The sequence below is a fragment of the Maridesulfovibrio sp. genome (genome assembly GCF_963676065.1).
Lineage (GTDB): Bacteria > Desulfobacterota > Desulfovibrionia > Desulfovibrionales > Desulfovibrionaceae > Maridesulfovibrio.
The window spans coordinates 1,290,001-1,310,333 of the sequence record NZ_OY780933.1; the positions used below are offsets into that span (position 1 = coordinate 1,290,001).

Genomic DNA, 20,333 nt, shown 5'->3' on the forward strand with positions numbered 1-20,333 from the left:
TGGTACCGAAGCTACGGGATGCGACTAGTTCGCATCGGTAGGAGAGCGTTCTCAGATGGGATGAAGGTGAATCGGAAGGTTTGCTGGACTAATGAGAAGTGATTATGCTGGCATGAGTAACGATAAAACAAGTGAGAAACTTGTTCGCCGTAAGACTAAGGTTTCCTGGGTAAAGCTAATCTTCCCAGGGTTAGTCGGTCCCTAAGGCGAGGCCGAAAGGCGTAGTCGATGGAAAACGGGTTAATATTCCCGTACCAGCAAATGTGTGCGATGGAGGGACGCAGTAGGATAGCTCAGCCGGCTGTTGGATATGCCGGTGTAAGCACGTAGGCTTGAGTCATAGGCAAATCCGTGACTCTTTAAGGCCGAGATGCGATGCCGTAACTTTACGTTTGAAGTGAGTGATTCCAGACTGCCTAGAAAATCTTCTAAGTTTAGCATTTGTTGACCGTACCGCAAACCAACACAGGTAGTCGGGTCGAGTAGACCAAGGCGCTTGAGAGAACTCTGGTTAAGGAACTCGGCAAAATGATCCCGTAAGTTAGCGAGAAGGGATGCTCCAGACGGTGAAGTTATTTACTCTCCGAGCTGTTTGGAGCCGCAGAGAATCGGGGGGGGCGACTGTTTACTAAAAACATAGGTCTCTGCTAAGTCGTAAGACGATGTATAGGGACTGACGCCTGCCCGGTGCTGGAAGGTTAAAAGGAGGTGTTAGACTTCGGTCGAAGCTCCGAATTGAAGCCCCAGTAAACGGCGGCCGTAACTATAACGGTCCTAAGGTAGCGAAATTCCTTGTCGGGTAAGTTCCGACCTGCACGAATGGCGTAACGATCTCCCCACTGTCTCAACCAGAGACTCAGTGAAATTGAATTACCGGTGAAAATGCCGGTTACCCGCGGTAAGACGGAAAGACCCTGTGCACCTTTACTATAGCTTGACATTGGGTTTAGGACTATCATGTGTAGGATAGGTGGGAGGCTTTGAAGCCGGCACGCTAGTGTCGGTGGAGCCAACCTTGAAATACCACCCTTGATAGTTTTGAATTCTAATCCAACGCCGTTATCCGGCTTGGAGACAGTGTCTGGTGGGTAGTTTGACTGGGGCGGTCGCCTCCCAAAAAGTAACGGAGGCTTGCAAAGGTTCCCTCAGGCTGATTGGAAACCAGCCGTTGAGTGCAAAGGCATAAGGGAGCTTGACTGTAAGAGAGACATCTCGAGCAGGAACGAAAGTTGGTCTTAGTGATCCGGTGGTCCCGCATGGAAGGGCCATCGCTCATAGGATAAAAGGTACGCCGGGGATAACAGGCTGATCGCGCCCAAGAGTTCACATCGACGGCGCGGTTTGGCACCTCGATGTCGGCTCATCACATCCTGGGGCTGAAGCAGGTCCCAAGGGTTCGGCTGTTCGCCGATTAAAGTGGTACGCGAGCTGGGTTTAAAACGTCGTGAGACAGTTTGGTCCCTATCTACCGTGGGCGTAGGATAATTGAAGAGGGTCTGTCCCTAGTACGAGAGGACCGGGGTGGACGAACCTATGGTGTTCCTGTTGTCACGCCAGTGGCATTGCAGGGTAGCTAAGTTCGGAAGGGATAACCGCTGAAAGCATCTAAGCGGGAAGCCTGCCTCAAGATAAGTTATCCCTATGCTTTAGCATCTAAAGATTCCAGGTAGACCACCTGGTTGATAGGCCGGAGGTGTAAGTGTGGCAACACATTCAGCTGACCGGTACTAATAAATCGTGCGACTTATTTTTCTTCTCTTCCCTTAACTTTAACTAAGTTAAGGTAATTCTTCTCTATTAAAACCATATATTTTGCTCATCGAAGCAAGCAAATTTGCTTGCGACCACTGAGGAGAGGTCACACCCGACCCCATTCCGAACTCGGAAGTTAAGCTCTCCATCGCCGATGATACTGCTAGGTAGCTAGTGGGAAAGTAGGTCGTCGCAAGCTTTTTTTTCAAAGCCCCCTTGTTAACTCAAGGGGGCTTTCTTGCGTCTAATGATTAAAGGGAAAAGATACAAATCCTACCGCCGCATAGTTGATCTGTCGCTTGTGGGATTTATCCTTTGAAATAGACTCGGGTGACTACATCATCTGAGCTGCGGACGAAAATATTCTGCTGAGATCAATGAAGAGCTCATGTTGCTTAGGGATTGATGTTGAAGGTGTTGAGGAGTATTGAAGAACCGAAGAATGCATATGCAGGAGTTTCCGATGAATATTGATGACTGCGAGTCGTATGAAAATGAATTCTTCGAGAATATTGATCTGAACGAGCAGGTTTTACAGGAAGTTACTTTTTATAGATGTACATTTAAGGCCGCGTCTTTGCAGTATGCAGAATTTATTGATTGCGAATTTCAGGACTGCAGATTCATTGGTTGCAATATGGCTCTTGCTGTATTCAATAATTCAAAGATCATTGATACTGAATTCAGGGATTCAAAATTGTTGGGAATAAACTGGGGCAATCTAGGGCCGGTTATTGTTGCGCAGTTTTCGAACTGTCTTATGGATAGGTGTTCCTTCAGTTCCCAGAATTTGCTCAAAGTAAAATTCAATTCCTGTTCTTTGCGTGAGGCAACAATTTCAGATTCTAAATTGGCTCGCGTAAAATTTGATGATTGCGATTTATCCGCATGCCAGTTTCATCAAAACGACCTTACTAATGCAGACTTCACAACATCCAGAAATTATTTCATGAATGCGGAAACGAATAAACTTAAAAAGGCTAAATTTTCACTGCCTGAAGCTGTTGCTTTACTTGCCAATCTGGAAATTAAGCTGATCTAGCTGCCTTTCGGCCAGATGTTTTTTTACCATTCCCTCAACATCTTAAAATGTAGATACAAAAATGCTGATATTAGTTCTTAGTGCTCTTATTCCCTTATTTCTTATGGTCATCGCCGGTGCAGCTGCTTACCGCTGGGAAATTTTACCTGAGAATACTGCGACTGTTCTGAATGGTTTTGTCTATTACTTTACCCTGCCTGCATTGCTGTTCGGATCATTGGCCACCACTCCCTTTGATGAGATTGCACAGGGGCGATTTATAGCTGGATATGTCAGTGCCATGGTTGGCACTTATTGGCTGATGTTTTTTATTTCAAAATATGTATTCAAGGGACATTTTACAGAAGACGCGATGCGGGCCGGAGCTGCATGTTTTCCAAATTCCGCATATTTAGGACTGCCGATTATGCTGTATCTTTTCGATGGTAGTCGGCAGGCATTTATCGCCACCACACTGGCAATTCTTCTACCCATATTAATCATAATTATGATGGTCGCCACTTGTGAGCTGCACCGTGCGGATAAATCTAAATCTAATTTGAAGGTCGTCGGTCAGATAGCGTTTTCTATGCTCAAGACCCCATTGATAGGTTCATTTTTCGCGGGAGGTCTTTTTTCTTTTTTCCGAATAGGGTTGCCCGATTTTTTGGCTACGGGGTTGCATCAATTCGGCATGGCCTCGGTCCCTTGCGCTTTGTTTGCCATCGGAATTTTGATTGTTCGTCAGAAGATGGAATTGAAGTTGCTCAATATAGGACTGGTAAATTTTTTCAAATTGATTCTGCATCCGTTGATGGCAGCCGGTTGTCTTCTTGCCTTCGGTGTTCAGGATCAGATGTTGTTGATGGGAATTCTGTTATCGGGCATGCCGGTGGCGGCTTTGTGTTGCGTATTGGCAGAGACTTATAACACCTGCGAAGCTGAGACTTCAGCTACAGTTCTGGCCTCAATGATATTCTACGTTCCGGCCATGTTTTTTACTCTTGTTGTTGCCGAATATTACGGTTTGCCCTTAATGAGATAGCGTAGGTTGCCCGGGCTGTGGCTAGGGCTATTGTGCTGCTTTTTGCAAAGCAATGGTCCTGAGCTGTTTCATTTTTGCTTTATCCTGCAGCAGAGCTTTCATCTCGGGATTATTGGCGATTATGAAGGAAATTAAGGAACTGGTGAGCGCGGGGTCATATTTAGTTTTACTTTCAGTCAGAATAATTGCCGCAAGTATGGGATTGAGCCCCGGCCTGTGGTAGCGGTCAGAGATCATGCCACAAAAAGCATCAGATATTGCACATACACGCGCTTCAAGTTTAACAGTATCTCCGCGACGTCCCTTGGGATAACCACTGCCGTCAATGCGTTCATGATGGTCAAAAACGCAAGTTTTAACTATTTCATCCCTGATTTCAAGTCGGTTAAGCATTTTTTCAGCAATATCTACATGCTCCTGCATGCGCATTCTTTCTTTATAGAGTAACTTTGATTTTTTGGTTACTACCGCCGGAGGAATCTGAGTCATGCCAAGATCGTGCAAAACCAGTCCCATAGCCAGCGGATTGAGATCCATTTTCTCGCCGGGCTTATACAATATTTTTAGATAAATGGATGTGCCGACAAAGAGTGTATTCACAGAATGGCAGCAAATATCGTTTTCTCTTTTGAGTGTATTAAAAAAATATGTCCACCTGTTGGGATCAACCCAGACATATTCACAGAAAATAGCCAGTACTGTTTTTAATTCTGCAAGAGTTTCTCCTATGGGGTTGGAGTAAAATGATCTTACTTTTTCCAACACTCCGTTGTAGAAAATTTCAGCTGCAGCGGTTTCATCGAGAAAATGTTCGGTCAGTAATGCTCCTAGATTTTGACTGATGTGTCCGGCAAGAGATGTGTAATCTTCTTTTGAAATGAAAAGATTACCTTCAGTGCAGTAGTCATTGACCTGTTCACGTTTTTTTTGGGAGAGTCTGGTATCTTTAGCAAAAAGAGGAATTACCCGTTGAAATTCGTCATCATGAATACACAATGAAACAGGTAGCTTACTTCCGAATGTGTTCAAGATATTGAAACTTATTTGCAGGAATTCTTCTGTTCCGGCATTCTTGGTAGCAGCGTCTCCGTTCATAACGATATTTCCTTTGCAGACAGGGTGGCCCTTTTCAAGGGGAATCTAAATTTAAACATTATTACAGGTTAGCTAAAATGTAAATATACATGTTGATTTTAGATGATAACTCCATTGTTTTAAATATACAGGTGCGTTTGGTAGGTGTATTATTTTATGTAGCATGAAGTTTGTTTTCTATTAAATATAGCGTCGGGATGGTTATTATGGCTGATAAATTGCCTCATAATTTTATGAGTGTTTCTAAAAAAGTGTTTGAAAAAGAACCGGATCTGAAACAGAAGCTTGAGAAAGTGATGGGCCGGGTGGCTGATTCGATTGTTAAAGATAAGTATGTTGATGATGAGGTTCCGGTAAACGGGAAGGATAAAAAAGAAAACGGGCAGAATTGATCTCTGCTGCGCGAGCGGATCATTTTGAAGCGGATCATGCGGAATTTTTAGAACAGGTTGTCGCGCTTTGAATATGATTTCATTTCTCCTCTGTATGCCGCGAGGATGTCTTCTTTGCTGATGAAGCCGGTAAAAGAATTGTCTTTCATGACCGGCAGGGTTCTCTTCCCGCTGCGGTTCATTATTTCCAGAATTTCGGCCGCTCCCATGTTATTGTCGATTATTGGGGCATTTCTGTCGATTGCTACTTCGCTGATATTACTTTGCTGCTGTTTCGGGTCCAGAATGGCGGAACGGGCAGATATGACATCCACCATACCCTTGAATTCCTTCGTTTCACTGTCGATTATGGGAATATGCGTCTGGCTGGTGCTGCTTAATATTTTAAGAAACTCGGTTACCGTCATCTGAGGTGATGCATGAGCCAGGTCTTGATTCACCAGTTGTTCAATATCGATATCAGCCAGAATCTTTTCATCGGTTTTGGGACGCAGCAGCAAGCCTTTTTCCACCAGATCCTTAAAGTAAAAGGAAGACGGTTCAAAGGCGTGGGTCAACATTGAGGACAGGAAAGTCACAGTCATTATGTGCATTACATCCTGATAACCGTGTGTGATTTCGAGAACCAGAAATACGCTGGTAAGAGGGGCCTGCATCACGCCGCTGACCAGTCCGGCCATGCCCAGCAGGGCGTATGAACCTTCCCCTGTGAGGATGCTTTGAGGGATGAATTGAGAAATTATCCTGTAATAAAGTGCCCCGAAGAGAGAACCTATGACCAGACAGGGGGCGAAGATGCCGCCCAGTCCGCCGCTGCCGAGCGTGAAAGATGTTGTGGCGATACGTAGTATGACCATGAGCGCGATGACGCCTATTCCAGCCGGCAGGGTCTCGTGGATTGCCATTTTGATGGAAGTATAACCTTCGCCCAATGCCAGCGGATGGAAAATCCCGATTAGACCCACCGCCAATCCTCCGGCAGCGGCTTTAATCCATGGCTTGCTGGTGAATGAGGAGCAGGCTGATCCCACGTGCCGGATAGATCGTACAAAGAAAACTGAGAGGATTGCCGCCAGCAGTGCCAGCACGATGGATGTTCCAAGATCGGTTACGCCCATAGGCGGGAACTTATCAATGAAAGGGATGACGTTACCTTCAAGGAGCCGGGAAGTCTGGGTGGCTACCACTGAAGAAATGGCAATGGGAATAAGATGGTAGGGAGTCCATTCTCCGAGTATGATTTCAACGGCAAAGATCATCCCGGTTACCGGGGCATTAAAAATTGCTGATATGGATCCAGCCGCGCCGCACCCGATCAGGGTCATGCGTGACTGGCCGCTCATCCGGCACAGCCGGGAAAGATTGGAACCCATGGCGGAACCGCTCACAACAACCGGGGCTTCCGGGCCAGCGGAACCGCCGCTGGCAATGGTCAACAGACTCGTCAGCAGGGCGCTGATTATGGATATGGGACGCAGGATTCCTTGCTTCAGTCCAACCTTGGCAATTACTTCTCCAACACCGTGCCCGCCGGATTCCTTGAAAACATTCCGGCTTAGTATAACAGCAGTAGCGGCGCCGACAGCAGGAAGCAGAAACATCCACCATTGATGGGCATTGGTTTTGCGGAGCATGGTCAGGAATTCAAGAGCCTTGTGCAGTCCCACAGAGGCCAGTGCCGAGCCTGCACCGATGACAATTGCCGCAAGGATGAGCATCGCATTGCGTGAGGGGGCCCTCTTGTGCAGGAAATGTTTCAGTTCTGCCGGGCTTATTCCATTAACCGATTTGAACATGCAATATGCTTCCTTGTTTATTTAATAAAGCAATCCTACCACAGTGCCGGTCATGCAGGTAGCTAAAGTCCCGCCTATGATTGATTTAGTTCCCAGTTCTACGATTTCATTTTTGCGTGCAGGTGCGATGCTGACAAGGCCACCGATGAGGATACCGAGGCTGCCCAGGTTGGCAAAGCCGCACATGGCATAGGTCATGATAATTGTAGAGCGGGGAGAAAGCGCTCCCTCGGGAAGTCCAGCCAGCTGTATATAAGCCATAAATTCATTAAGAATTGTCTTGGTTCCCATTAGTGATGACGCAGTGTAAGCCTCTCCGGCCGGTATACCCATGAGCCAGACCACAGGCCACATTATGAAACCAAGAATTCGTTGCAGGGTAATCGGTTCGCCTCCTGCTTCGGGCATAAAGGAAAGAATCTGGTTGGTAAGGGAGACAAGGGCAACCAGCACCAGAAGCATGGCCACGACAGAGATCAGCAGGTTTATCCCGTCCGTTGTACCTTTGACCACGGCATCCATGGAGCTGCTGGCAGTACTTTTTATGGCCAGTCCGTCTTCCCCATGATGCCCTTTTTCTTCCGGGATCATGATTCGTGAGATGAGAATCGCCGCCGGTGCGCTGATAATGGATGCGGTAAGAATGTGGCCGATGGCACCGGGAAGAATAGGATTGAGTATGGATGCGTAAAGAACCAGCACCGTGCCGGAGATTGTAGCCATGCCGCTGATCATCAGGGTCATCATTTCACTGCGGCTTAAATTGTTTATATACGGCGCAATGATTATCGGAGCCTCGACCATGCCCACGAAAATGTTGGCGGCAACTCCCAGTCCCAGCGCTCCTCCGATATCCATGGTTTTTTGCAGGACTATTGAAAAGCCGCGTACAATGACCGGGATGATTTTCCAATAAAAGAGAAGGGCCGAAAGCGCACTGACCACAAGAATAAGCGGTAGCGCCCTGAATGCGAGGGTCCAGCTTGCGCCCGGAGAATTTTCAACAAAAGGGAGCGGGCCACCGCCAAGATATCCGAATACAAAGCTTGTTCCGGCCTGAGTGGCCTTCTGGAGGGCATCAACCGCATGGTTCAGGTACAGAATAAGGTCACTGAAAAATGGTATTTTGAGCATTATCACAGCAACAGCAAATTGCAGCACCAGCCCTGTTACGATGTTCTTCAGGCTGATTTTTTTCTTATTTTCGCTGAAAAGCCATGTGATGAATATAAGGCCGAGCAGTCCACTAAAGCTCTGAATCATGTTTATCTTCCTAAATTAATATAAAATATCAGTAATAATGATATTGAGTACATGATCCTACCCAACCCTGCAACTTGGCTGGTTTTTCCAGATGATTTTAATTAAGGCTCTTGAACCTTTCTACTTTTACAGTTAGTATGTTTCAAATTGTGATCTAAGTGGGAATAGAGCATAAAATTATGGTGCTCCTGCTGCTGGAAAAAACTTCTGATGTAGGGAAAATTTATATGAATGTTGAACTTGCCAAACCGTTTATCAAGGCTGCTGTTGATGTCCTGTCAATGATGGCGATGATCACCCCTAAGCCGGGGAAGCCTTATGTGAAGAAAACTAAAACCGCTGTTGGTGATGTTACAGGGCTGGTGGGTATTACAGGTGATATGAATGGTACTATTTCTATCACTTTCACAAAAAACTGCGCAGTCACCATAGTTAAAAATATGCTGGGTGATGACATTCAGGATATTCTGCAGGATGTGCAGGATGCAGTAGGTGAGATCACCAACATGGTTTCCGGTCAGGCCCGTGCAGGTCTGGCTGAACAGGGACTTCAGTTTTCCGGCGCGACACCCTCCGTAATCATGGGGGATAACCATAGCATCACCCACATCGCCACTACGCCTATTATGGCAATCCCCTTCAGTTCCGAAGCCGGGGATTTCACCATTGAATTCTGCTTTGAATAAGATTTATTGAAAAAAAGAGAGATTAAAATATGTCTATGTTAACTGGTTTCAGGGAAAAATCTTTCTTGGACAAGATCAGTATTCTAAATGAAGTCGCCATAGCCAAAAATACGGCAGAACAGGAAGAACTGATTGAACTTTTCCAGAATCCCCTTGGAGACACATCCGTAGATTACATGGTTGTCACCGCCTTGAACGGTGTTCTCTCAGTCGATGAGCAGAAAACGGTTGATCTGCTGGACAACAATGATGGAAAGCTACGCACCCTGTGCATCAGAGTCTGCGGTGAATTCCAGTTTAAAACAGCGGTTCCCGTACTGTTACGTATGGCCGAAGATAATCCCGATGCCGACCTTATGTTTGAAATACTGAGTTCCCTGTCCAAGATAGGGGGCCCGGAAGCCCTGAATCTTTTCCGGGCCAACATCAACAACGAAGATGACCTTATTGTGGTCATGTCGATTGAAATGCTGGCCGAACTTAAGGATGAGCACTCCATCCCGGCTCTCAAAGAATTTGTGAAACGCAATGATGAAGATGACCGGTATGAAGTCTGCGATCTGACCACCTGGAAGGCTGTTGAATCCCTTGCAGTTATAGGCAGTGATGAAGCTTTGGATTTCATCGTTGCCAACCTTCATCACCGTAATCCCACTGTGCGTCGTGTGGTTACCGATTCCCTTACCTGTCTGGGCAGTACGGCTGTTCCGTATGTGACTAAAGTGATCAACCCTGATTCCGAAAAGGACGATTTAATCCTTGCGGCCAATGTGCTCGGTTTTATCGGTGATAAAAAAGGTCTCGATCCGCTCATGGATGCCATTGAAAAGCAGTACTCTACTGATTCAAGCGTCAAATACGCAATCTATGAAGCCATAGGCCGGATTGGAACTTTGAAGGCCGTGGTCAGTCTTCTCGACGGGCTGGACGATGATGACGAACTTATTTCCGTTGCGGTTATGACCGGACTTGACGAGCTCGTTAATCCGGGTGTGATCAAAAAACTGGTGGAACTTATCGGTGTGGGCGGAAGCAAGGCAGGAAAAATTTTACGGGCCATTGTTACAGCTAAGGCCGTGAATGTTTTTCAGGGGCTCTACGGTGAAGGTAAGATTGGCCGTTTCCTCATGAATGCGGTTGCCGCTTCCAAGGATTCTGAAGTCCATGAAGCCTTTAGAAGTAAGCTCCTTGAAATCGGAGGGGCGCAGGCCGAGGAAGATATAGCGCGGTTGCCAGAGACTGCGACTTTCGGAGAAAAAAGGGCTCTGGCTGTTGATGATTCCAAGTCCATGCTTGCCCTGTACCGCAGTATCCTGACCAGCGCCGGCTACGAACCGTCCATTGCTGAAAACGGGCTGGAGGCCTACTCCCATATCGAGTTGAATGAAGGCTTTGATGTGATCATTACTGATATGAATATGCCGGTCATGGATGGAATGGAATTCGTATCGAAGCTCCGTCAGACTGAAGGATATGCGGATATCCCGGTGATCATGGTCACCACTGAATCAGAGTATTCACAGCAGGACCTCGCGCGTAAAACCGGGGTGGACGATTTTATCACCAAGCCTTTTACCGCAGACCAGTTGAAGTCTAAAATAGCTGAATATGTTTCTTAAGGTTTTAATTTAGGATCAATCAAAAAGAGAAGGCTGAAACGGTCTTCTCTTTTTTTATGTTTTTTGGATGGTTCTGATTGTTTGTGTGACAATTTCGCAGACCTTACCGCTATACAGCATGGCTACATGACCAAGAGCCGGGCAGCGTATTACGGACCAGTCATCCGGGCGGGGGATAAGGTTTTTCCACGGCAGCACCAATTCATCCGTGGGTGAGACAATAGCTGTCTTGCTAATTACTTTTGGGTAACCGATTTTGTCTTCGCCTTTGAAAAGGCTGCTGTCAGGGTGCAGACTGCGGCCCAGTCTGCCGATGGCTATGGATGCCAGAATGCTTCCGCCGTAGGGTGTTCCCATGCTGATGATTCCGGCACACATTTTTTCTATTTCCGGGTCTTGCGTCGCACCGCAAGCAAGCAGACCGCCGAGGCTGTGTCCGGTGAGGATTATTTTTTTTCCTGATTTCCGGTGCAATTCTGAAATTATATCCCGTAGTTCCAGCACCAGCTCAGGATAAGATGTAGTAAAGCTGTTGTATTGCCATGTGTGCAGACCGGTAAATCCTGCCAGATTCAAACGGTAACGCATAAGTACCCACGCGGATTTGTTGTGGTAGAGTCCGTGAACCATCAGGATCGGGGTGTTATCACCGTTTTTTTTGATCAGCGGCAGGTCGCTCAGGAAGGTTAATGGTCGGGTACATATTGCCGTGAGCAGACTGAATCCCGCTGAGAGTTCGGCCTGCGTCAGTTCCATGAGGGCCTTTTTAAAACCCCGCTCGCGGATTTCTTTTTGATTGCAGAATGCAGCAAAGATGAAAAGCGGCAAAGGCAGCAGAAGTAAAATCAGAATGGCAAGAATGATGATTTTCATGGGTGGTTCCGGTTTTAGTTTCTCTGTTGGCATTTTCCAAGGGTCTGCATAAATTGCCAGCAGTTTGTTTTCAATTGACGCATATTGTTTCCACCTGCAACATAATTCTCAATCTTTATCGTTACAAATGGGAGAGCTGAAATGAAAAATACAATTTTAAGTCTGGATATCGGCAGCGGTACTCAGGATGTCTTATATTACATGAAAGGTGTTGAGATCGAAAATTGTTTCAAATTTGTTCTGCCTTCACCTGCTCGGGTAATAGGGGATAAGATTAAGAAACTTACGGAAACAGGGCGCGATATCTACCTTTCGGGCAGGAATATGGGTGGTGGTTTCGGGCGCTCCGTCTATCCGCATATGGAGGCTGGGTACAAAGTTTATGCCCATCCGCGCGCGGCTCTGGCTCTCGGGGACGATCTTACCCGGCTGGAAAAGAACGGGATTCTTCTCTCTGAGGAAAAACCTGCGGATTGCATTGAGGTTCCCCTTGCCGATTTCGACTCTGAGTGGTGGAAAGGTTTTTTTGCCGCGGCAGGACTTGAATACCCTGACTACATTACGGCTTCGGTACAGGACCATGGTTATCATCCGGGAAAAAGTAATCGTATCGGTCGGTTCAATCTCTGGAAGCATCTATTGCTGGAAAACGACGGTCGTCCGGAAAGTCTGGTCTTTGAGAACGTTCCGCAGGAATTTACGCGTATGGCCGAGTTGCAGGATAGTATAGGAGGGGGGGCTGTAAGCGATACCGGCGCAGCCGCGGTGCTGGGTGCTCTTTTTATGGATGAGATTATGGAGCACAGCCACCGTGAGGGAGTCTGCCTGATCAACGTAGGTAATAGTCATACCGTGTCGTTCCTGCTTTATAAGGGGGCGGTTTTCGGAGTTTATGAGCACCATACCGGAAATATGACTCCAGAAAAACTCTGGAATGATTCGTTACGATTTAGACAGGGCAAACTTACCTTTCAGGATGTTTTTGATGACTGGGGGCACGGCTGCCTGACTCTGAATCTTCCCGAAGAAGCGCAGGGGTTTACTCCTACTTACGTAATGGGTCCCCGTCGCTCCATGATGGACGGACTTCCTGTTGAATATCCGGCTCCCGGAGGAGATATGATGCTTGCAGGCTGTTTCGGGCTTATCAAAGGAATGGAGTTGAGTGGAGTGTTGTAATGAATATTATTGATCAATAACTTGCTCTCATGGATTAATGACGTTAATGGTGAAACGATCAGTTTATTACTTATGATGCTATAGTTCCCTTAACCTCATAGATGGAAACAATAGATTTAAGATGAAGCTGCGTATCATACTGTTTGCATGCTTGTTTGTTCTGCCCGGTTGTACGGATATCTTTGCCGAAGGTTGGCTCTCGGCTACTCTTACGGAGTTGGGAGCCGGTAATCTGGATAGAATTCTGGTCATCGGAGCGGGGATTATTATTACTGTTCTGCTGGCTTTCATTGGATTTCTTTATCTGAACATAGATAAAAGAAAGAAGGTGGAGGTAGAGTTACAGCGAGAGCGTGATCTCATGGGCAGCATCATGGAAACCAGTCCTATGGGAATTCTGGTGATGGATAAGGGCGGTAAGATTATTTTTGCCAATGATCAGGCTGCCCGTGTTCATGGTGTGGCCCGTGAGGAAATCATCGGCAAGCAGCATGATGATCCTGTCTGGCGAATTTCCGCTCATGACGGGGCTCCTTTTCCTGATGAGCGTCTGGCTTTTAACCGGGTAATGAAAATCCGCAATGCTGTGCTCGATATCCGCCATGCCATCCATTGGCAGGATGGTCGTCGGGTACTGCTTTCCATCAATGCTTCCCCCATTTTTTCCGCTGACGCTTCAATCACAAAAGTTGTGGCTACTGTTGAGGATATCACCACCCGCAAAAAGGTTGAGGAGGCCCTCAAGGAAAGTGCCTATCGTTTCCGCTCACTGGTTAAAACGGCAGAAAGCGTAATTATTCTGCTGTCTCCGGATAAAAAGATTCTTGAATTCAATCGCATGGCTGAGCATCTGTTCGGCAGAACCCGGCATGAAGTGCTGGGCCGTGACTATTATGAACTGTTTGTGCCGGAGCGGCTTTGGGCGGACCATAACCGTCAGTTTGCAACCGTGCTTTCCGGAAATTCCCTGCGCTTGCTTGAAAATTACGTGATAGCTAAGGACGGGGAAGAGCGCATTATGCAGTGGTCCCTTTCCCGTTTGCTTGATGCCAAGGGTGGAGCTTTGGGTGTCCTTGCCGTGGGGCAGGATATTACGGAACGCAAACGCAGCGAGGCTGAGCTTTGCGAAGCCCGTGATGCCGCGGAGGAAGCGAGCCGGGCCAAAAGTGAATTTCTCGCCAACATGAGTCACGAAATTCGCACTCCGATCAGTGCGATAATCGGTATGAGCGAAATGACCCTGAATACAAATCTGAGCATAGAACAGAAGGGGTATCTGGTAACGGTCAAAAAGGCTGCGGAATCACTGCTGCATATCATCAACGACATACTCGATATTTCCAAGATCGAAGCCCGTAAGATGGAGCTGCGGTCTGATGATTTCAATCTCTTTGATATGCTGGAAAAACAGCTTGCTGTGCTTAAAGTGCAGGCCGAGGAAAAAGGCATAGAATTGCGGGCCAACGTCAATGACAATGTCTCCCGTTGCTACTACGGTGATGAGTACCGGTTGGGACAGGTCATCATCAATCTCGTTGGAAACGCTATTAAATTTACTGAGAAGGGTTATGTTGAAGTTTCAGTGAACCATGTGGGTAGTTTTGCCGAGGGCGCAGTCCTTGAATTTATTGTCAAAGACACCGGGATAGGTATTTCTGATGATAAGGCGGAGAAGCTTTTTGAAAGTTTCGTGCAGCTCAATGCCGGATATTCCAAGCGTCATCCCGGAAGCGGGCTGGGGCTGGCTATCTCCCGGCAACTGGTTGAGATGATGGGTGGTCAGATTACCTTCAGCAGCAAGAAAGACTGGGGTACTGAGTTCAAATTTACCGTCAGGCTCAAGTCCAGCGTGGGTGACTGCGAAGAAAGTCCTGTTATCAAATTCGAGAGATCAGACTCAGGAGAAACCGTTCCGGCGCGTATTCTTCTGGCTGAAGACAACGCCACCAATCAGCTTTACATTGCCCATTTTCTGACCGAACAGGGATTTGAGGTGGAAACAGCGGAAAACGGTATCGAGGCGTTGAATCTTCTTGAACAGAGTGGAACCTTTGATGTGATCCTTATGGATGTGCAAATGCCTGAAATGGATGGTCTGGAAGCAACAAAAAGGATCAGGGAGCAGGGAAATGATATTCCTATCATAGCTTTGACTGCCTACGCTATGGAAGGTGACCGCGAAAAGTTTCTCAATAGCGGTATGGACGCTTACTCATCAAAACCGGTTAAAATCGACGAGCTGGTCAAAGTCATCGCCAAGCTTGTTCCCCACAAGGCATAAGGAAAAGCGGATTACCGGTAACCAGATGGTTCCACGGCAATCCGGCTGTAATTTATTGTTCGGTTCCTTTTTCTTCAATATTGCCGACGAGGTCCTTGTGCAGGATTCCGGCGATCTGTTCCTTGAAGTCCATGAGTTCTTTGTTATTGATCCCGGCAATTATGTCTTTAGCTGAGTCCACTTCATCGAAGCCTTTGTTGATGGCGCATATGAGGTGGATTCCTATTTTTTTGCCTTCAAGATCAACAGTTCCGAGTATGTTTGATTTTTTGATCTTTTTTCTTACTGCCTGCGGAAGCTGGGGGATGGCAAGCAGCATGTCGCGGGGATAGAACAAGTAGCCGAAGGAAAAATTTTCAGCGGTAAAAGCGTCATTCTGGAATCCGCTGTTGAGATCCAGGTCGCTGCCTTTTGCTGATTCCAGCATCTGCATGATGTCGGAGGCGATAGTTTCCGCGTAACCTTTGTCCATAGTTTTTTCTCCCTGATATATTCTGCAGCCGTCAGGCTGTTTGTTTGTGATGAAAATAGCCCTGCTCCAGTGGCGGGACAAAAAGAGAATCAAGCATTTGCGGCATGGTAATGTCAAGCTGATAAGGTTGTCTTACCTGCTGAAAGTATACCTGTGCTCATTTTGTGTTTTGCTTTCGTTTCTTAGCTGTCGTGCGGGGTATGATTGAATGTAAGTTTTCCCCACGGCTTGAATACGGAAACCCAGACCAGAAAGATCAGGCAGCCGAGAACCGCGAAGGCGGAGATCTCATTGAGCGATTGGCTGCGCAGGTATTCCGGGGTCTGAAGGACCAGATCCCCCGTGTTTGCGGAAAGATCGCTCATGTGCTCCAGCCACGGCATATAGAAGGCGAATCCGAAAATGATGAAGCCGAGGTTGATGATCCATTTGATGACGATCCATTTAAACTTGAAGAATCCCCATCCGTTTTTCCATGCGAACAGGAATCCGGTAAGCAGGCAACCGAGCGCTCCGGAGGTGACTACATACTGATCCACCAGCTTAAGGCAGATATCGCGCCCGAACAGGGCTTCCCCCGAGACCGGAGTAAAAAGGCAGTGCAGCAGGACCATGGAAAGTGCTCCTCCGCCCCATAGGCAGGCACTGATCATGTGCAGGACGCGTAGCCATTTTGTTTGTTTGGAGGTCAGTCTGTTCATTTTTTTAGTTTGTTATAAATTTCCAGGGATGCTTTCAGCAGGTCTTCCCTTTTTATGGGTTTGGGCATGAATTTATCGGCACCGGCGCTGATGCATTTACTTCTATAGTCTGAAGATACATGGGCCGTAAGCGCAATAATTCCAGTCCGTTTCCGGTGAGTTTCCTTTTCATGTTTTCTGAATTTTTCCAGAAAGCTGTATCCATCCATAATTGGCATTTCCATGTCAAGCAGGATTATATTAAAACTATAATTAACTGCCATTTTTAATGCCTGTTTACCGTCTGCCGCTACTGTAAGGGTCGCTCCCGTGTCTTTTAAAAAAAGCCTGATCAGTTCCTGATTGGAAAAGTTATCCTCCGCCAGCAGGATCTTCATGGCCGGAAGATGCAGTCGGTTTTCAGCCTGTACGGTGTCATCAGTATATGATGTTATGCCCAGTAATTCTATCGTATTGTGGAGTAGCAGCCGTCTTGAAACAGGCATGGGCTGGCCTCTTCCTTTGATGCTCTGGTCCAGCATGCTGCGCTCAAAAGCGGCCCCCTGCTGCAGCATCAGTACCGGAGGGAGGTCTACTCCTTCATCCTGAAGCGAGTGCAGTAGTTTCAGGCCCTGCGCATTTTCAAGTGAAAGGTCGTAAACTAGCAGTTTAAACCTGTTCTTTTGCGTGGGCGAAAGCAGCATGCGCAGGCTCTGGGCAGTGGAGCAGGGTGTTGTCGCTCCGTTGAAATATTTCAGGGTTTCGCAAAGCGAATCCAATGCAACGGGGTTGCGGGCCGCCACCAGTATTTCGGAATATTCCAGATCCGGGCGGACCGTTTCCGGCTGCTGAGAGGCGCGTGGCATGGGCAGACTAATTGTGAAGGTACTGCCTTTGCCGGGGCAACTGGAGGCTGTGAGGGTCCCACCCATGAGTTCGACCAGTTTGCGACTGATGGAGAGTCCCAGACCGGAGCCTCCGAACCTGCGGGTGGTCGAGGAATCAGCTTGTGAAAACGGTTCAAATATGGTTTCCAGCTTTTCCGGTTCAATACCTATTCCGGTATCTGAAATAGTGAAAGTTATGTTGCCGGATAAATGATCTTCACTGGAGCGGGAAACGACCATTGTCACTTCTCCTCGGCTGGTGAATTTTATCGCGTTGGAGAGGATATTGAGCAGGATCTGGCGTAAGCGGGTGGGGTCTCCCATAACAAATTCTGGAACTTCGGGCTTGAAGCGCAGAACCAGTTCTACCATGCGCGATGAAGCCGCTGTGGTTTGCAGGGATATGAGTGATTCCGTTTCATGAAGCAGGTCCATCGGAATGGATTCCAGCTTGACTCTGTTGGCTTCAATTTTTGAAAAATCGAGAATGTCGTTGATTATGGTAAGCAGGACTTCACCGGATGATTCAAAGATGTTGACGTATTCGGCCTGTTCTTCGGTTATTCCTGAATTCTTAAGTAGATCGGCAACTCCGAGTATGGAGTTGAGCGGAGTGCGTATCTCGTGGCTCATGCTGGCGAGGAATATACTCTTAGCCTCGTTTGCTTCTTCTGTTTTCAGGATAGCATTTTCAAGCTGTTTTTCGGTATCTTTGTGTTCTTCGATTTCCCGGTTGAGCTCAACGGTCCTCGCCTCTACTTCCCGGGTAAGTTGTGCCTTCTGCCTTTCAACTCTACGGGTTCGCAGGTGGATTATTAAGAACAGCAGCATAATTAAGGCTGTGAACAGCCCGAGATTGAACCACCATGTTTTCCAGAACGGTGGAATAATGCTTATTTTCAAGCTGGTTCCTATCTTATTCCACACCCCGTCGCTGTTTGATCCCCGAACCTTCAATATGTACTCACCATGATCGAAATTGGTGAATGTCGCAGTGGCTTCCGGGGCATCAATCCAATCGTCATTGAAACCTTCCAGCATGTACTGATACTTATTCATGGCGGGGTTCTGGTAATCAAGAGCGGAAAAGTTGAAGCTGAACATGGTGTCTTTCCATGAGAGGGTGACACTGTCCGATTCGGTGATGTTGCGTTCAAGCCTGGCTGGCGAATTCATGATATTCATTCCGGTAATGACCACCTGCGGTGGTATAATGTTTACCTTGATGTCGTCGGGGTTGAACATATTCAATCCCTTAAGTCCGCCGAAATACATTTTCCCGCTTTGACCTTTGTCATAGGAATTGATCCAGAATTCGATGCCTTGCAGTCCATCGGAAGGACCGAAATTCCATACTTTGCCGCTGATCGGGTCAAGGCGGGATATTCCTTTAAATGTAGAAACCCAGATATGTCCTTTGCTGTCGAGGCATAGACCCTGTATCCCGTCATTTGCGAGTCCGTTTTGTTCTGTGTAGCGGGTAAAAATGCCGCTTACGGGATCAAAACGGTTCAGCCCGGAATCTGTTCCCACCCACAGAGAACCATCCGCGGCTTCCGCAATGGGAGTAACCCGGTCATTTGAAAGTGAGTGCGGGTCTCCGTCAATATGACTGAAATGCTTGAAAGTGCCTTTCTCCCGGTCCATTAGGTCAAGCCCGGCATTGGTGCAGACCCATAAGTTGTGATTGCTGTCCTCGAAAATATTGCGGACCCTTTTATGTCCGAGGCTGGTCGGATCAGAATCAGAGTGCTTATAGTGCTTTATTTCACCGGTTTCACGGTCCAGACGGTTCAGCCCTCTTTTGCTGGTCCCGATCCAGATGTACCCCATGCTGCCTTCGTATATCCACCAGATATTGTTCTGACTAAGTGAATCGGGGTTGTGCTTGTCCCGTTTATATCTGGCGACGATTCCCTTTTTCTTGTTGATTACGAAGACGCCTTTTTTGCGCGTCCCTACCCATATAAGCCCGGAATTATCTTGAAATATACAATTTATCCGGTCACCTGATAAGTTCCACGGGGCAGGCGATTTTTTGCTGTAGCTCTGTATTTTACCGTTGCGGGGATCATAGATGTTGAGGCCGTTTTTGTATGTTCCGACCCAAAGCAATCCTTCTTTATCTTCAAGAACTGCGCTTACTTCCAGCCCGGAAAGAGTATTTTTTTTCCACGGCTTGCGGGTCAGGATTCCGAAGGCCTGCATTTTGGGGGTAAGCTTGCTTAATCCATTGGTATAAGTGGCAACCCAGATTACCCCGGAATTGTCTTCAAGGATTTTGGTGACTTTGTTACTGCCCAGACTCTGTTGGTCGAGCTGATTGTTACGGAAAAATGTGAATTTCATTTTTTCCGGAATGAGGCCGGAGGTCTGCGGGTCCCTTTTGGCTAAGCCTTCGAGTGTGGCCAGCCAGAGATTGCCGGAGCTGTCATTATATATTTCATTGATTTCCAGTGACTGGAACAAATTTTTTATTTTTCCCTTAGAGGGGGTCAGAATGGATAGCCCGCGCTTGGTTCCCACCCACAATTCATCTTTATTCTGCTGGTAAAAACAGAGCACGGTGTTGTCGCAGATGCTATTTTCGTCATCCGGATCGTGCATGAAGCTTTTGAATGTTCTATTTTTATTGTCAAAAAGGTTCAGCCCTCCGGCTGTTCCCACCCAGATGCGTCCCTGCAGGTCTTCATATATGGACCGGATTTCATTGTTGCTGATGCTGCCCGGCAGGGATGTGTGTCTGAAGAGCTTGAAATAATTTGACTTACGGTTAAAAATGTTCAGGCCATTCTGAGTCCCCACCCAGAGCTGCCCTTGGGAATCCTCAAACAAAGCGCTTACCGCTTTATTTGATATGGAATGGGCATCATCAGGATCAGGTTGAAAGCTGGTGAAGGTGTCGGTGCTGCGGTTGTAGCGGTTTAGTCCACCGCTTTTGGTCCCGACCCAAAGTGTGCCTGATCGGTCTTCGTAAAGGGTGCGTATGTTGCTGTCGGAAAGGCTGCCCTTTTCTTTTGTGTTTTTGTAGATTTTTATGTGTCTGCCGTCATAGCGGTTCAGTCCGTCATATGTTCCGAACCACAGGAAGCCTTGTGAATCCTGCACCATGCACAGAATGGAAGACTGTGACAAACCATCGCTCAAAGACAAACGATCAAACCTGAGGTTGTTTTGAAACGCCTGTGCCGGTATTATAGAAATAATGAATATTATCAGAATACCTGTGATGATGGCCGCAGATTTAGTTTTTAGAAGCATCAGTCGATCCATTTCAGAGTGTGGATGTACC

Annotated in this window: 14 protein-coding genes and 2 rRNA genes (1 of these 16 running past the window's edge); 9 read left to right on the forward strand and 7 right to left on the reverse strand. The window is 47.2% G+C overall.

The features are described from left to right. The 4 genes from ACKU35_RS05755 to ACKU35_RS05770 form a co-directional block, all read left to right on the forward strand. Window positions 1-1,752, forward strand: a 23S ribosomal RNA gene (locus tag ACKU35_RS05755) (it extends 1,184 nt beyond the left edge of the window). Window positions 1,753-1,836: 84 nt separating this feature from the next. Next, window positions 1,837-1,951: ribosomal RNA gene (rrf, locus tag ACKU35_RS05760) — 5S ribosomal RNA — on the forward strand. Between the two features lie 264 nt (window positions 1,952-2,215). After that, window positions 2,216-2,794, forward strand: a complete 579-nt coding sequence (locus ACKU35_RS05765; protein ID WP_319764004.1) for a pentapeptide repeat-containing protein — start codon at window positions 2,216-2,218, stop codon at window positions 2,792-2,794. 61 nt (window positions 2,795-2,855) lie between these two features. Then, the gene (locus ACKU35_RS05770; RefSeq protein WP_319764006.1) at window positions 2,856-3,818 is read left to right on the forward strand and encodes an AEC family transporter; all 963 of its coding nucleotides are present in this window, start codon (window positions 2,856-2,858) and stop codon (window positions 3,816-3,818) included. 27 nt (window positions 3,819-3,845) lie between these two features. Here the strand turns inward: ACKU35_RS05770 and ACKU35_RS05775 are convergent, their stop codons facing one another. Next, complete coding sequence (locus ACKU35_RS05775; protein ID WP_319764008.1) at window positions 3,846-4,913, reverse strand: HD domain-containing phosphohydrolase; 1,068 nt, start codon at window positions 4,911-4,913, stop codon at window positions 3,846-3,848. Between the two features lie 206 nt (window positions 4,914-5,119). Here ACKU35_RS05775 and ACKU35_RS05780 point away from each other — a divergent pair, with 206 nt between their 5' ends. Then, window positions 5,120-5,305, forward strand: coding sequence for a hypothetical protein (locus tag ACKU35_RS05780; RefSeq protein WP_319764010.1), 186 nt, complete (start codon window positions 5,120-5,122; stop codon window positions 5,303-5,305). Between the two features lie 47 nt (window positions 5,306-5,352). Here ACKU35_RS05780 and ACKU35_RS05785 read toward each other — a convergent pair whose 3' ends face one another. Next, a complete protein-coding gene (locus ACKU35_RS05785) occupies window positions 5,353-7,101 on the reverse strand; it encodes a chloride channel protein (protein WP_319764012.1) in 1,749 nt (582 codons plus the stop codon). A gap of 21 nt (window positions 7,102-7,122) precedes the next feature. Then, entirely contained in the window at window positions 7,123-8,364 is a 1,242-nt protein-coding gene (locus ACKU35_RS05790; RefSeq protein ID WP_319764014.1) for a nucleoside transporter C-terminal domain-containing protein, read from the reverse strand. Between the two features lie 227 nt (window positions 8,365-8,591). On the opposite strand from ACKU35_RS05790, the gene ACKU35_RS05795 reads away from it, so the two are divergent. Next, window positions 8,592-9,050 (forward strand): chemotaxis protein CheX, encoded by a 459-nt coding sequence (locus ACKU35_RS05795; protein ID WP_319764016.1) that lies wholly within the window; start codon window positions 8,592-8,594, stop codon window positions 9,048-9,050. Between the two features lie 29 nt (window positions 9,051-9,079). Further along, the gene (locus ACKU35_RS05800) at window positions 9,080-10,669 is read left to right on the forward strand and encodes a HEAT repeat domain-containing protein (protein WP_319764018.1); all 1,590 of its coding nucleotides are present in this window, start codon (window positions 9,080-9,082) and stop codon (window positions 10,667-10,669) included. 54 nt (window positions 10,670-10,723) lie between these two features. Here the strand turns inward: ACKU35_RS05800 and ACKU35_RS05805 are convergent, their stop codons facing one another. Beyond that, entirely contained in the window at window positions 10,724-11,542 is an 819-nt protein-coding gene (locus ACKU35_RS05805; protein ID WP_319764020.1) for an alpha/beta fold hydrolase, read from the reverse strand. Between the two features lie 141 nt (window positions 11,543-11,683). On the opposite strand from ACKU35_RS05805, the gene ACKU35_RS05810 reads away from it, so the two are divergent. Both ACKU35_RS05810 and ACKU35_RS05815 read left to right on the forward strand, forming a co-directional pair. Next, window positions 11,684-12,721 (forward strand): DUF1786 domain-containing protein, encoded by a 1,038-nt coding sequence (locus ACKU35_RS05810; protein WP_319764022.1) that lies wholly within the window; start codon window positions 11,684-11,686, stop codon window positions 12,719-12,721. A gap of 121 nt (window positions 12,722-12,842) precedes the next feature. Next, window positions 12,843-15,002, forward strand: a complete 2,160-nt coding sequence (locus tag ACKU35_RS05815; RefSeq protein ID WP_319764024.1) for a PAS domain S-box protein — start codon at window positions 12,843-12,845, stop codon at window positions 15,000-15,002. A gap of 52 nt (window positions 15,003-15,054) precedes the next feature. Here ACKU35_RS05815 and ACKU35_RS05820 read toward each other — a convergent pair whose 3' ends face one another. The 3 genes from ACKU35_RS05820 to ACKU35_RS05830 all read right to left on the reverse strand — a co-directional run bounded on the left by ACKU35_RS05820 (window position 15,055) and on the right by ACKU35_RS05830 (window position 20,302). Further along, the gene (locus ACKU35_RS05820) at window positions 15,055-15,474 is read right to left on the reverse strand and encodes a hypothetical protein (protein ID WP_319764026.1); all 420 of its coding nucleotides are present in this window, start codon (window positions 15,472-15,474) and stop codon (window positions 15,055-15,057) included. 182 nt (window positions 15,475-15,656) lie between these two features. Next, on the reverse strand, window positions 15,657-16,175 hold the full coding sequence (locus tag ACKU35_RS05825) for a DUF2269 family protein (RefSeq protein WP_319764028.1): 519 nt from the start codon (window positions 16,173-16,175) through the stop codon (window positions 15,657-15,659). Beyond that, window positions 16,172-20,302 (reverse strand): two-component regulator propeller domain-containing protein, encoded by a 4,131-nt coding sequence (locus tag ACKU35_RS05830; protein ID WP_319764030.1) that lies wholly within the window; start codon window positions 20,300-20,302, stop codon window positions 16,172-16,174. The genes ACKU35_RS05825 and ACKU35_RS05830 overlap by 4 nt, the downstream gene beginning before the upstream one ends. Window positions 20,303-20,333 lie beyond the last annotated feature (31 nt).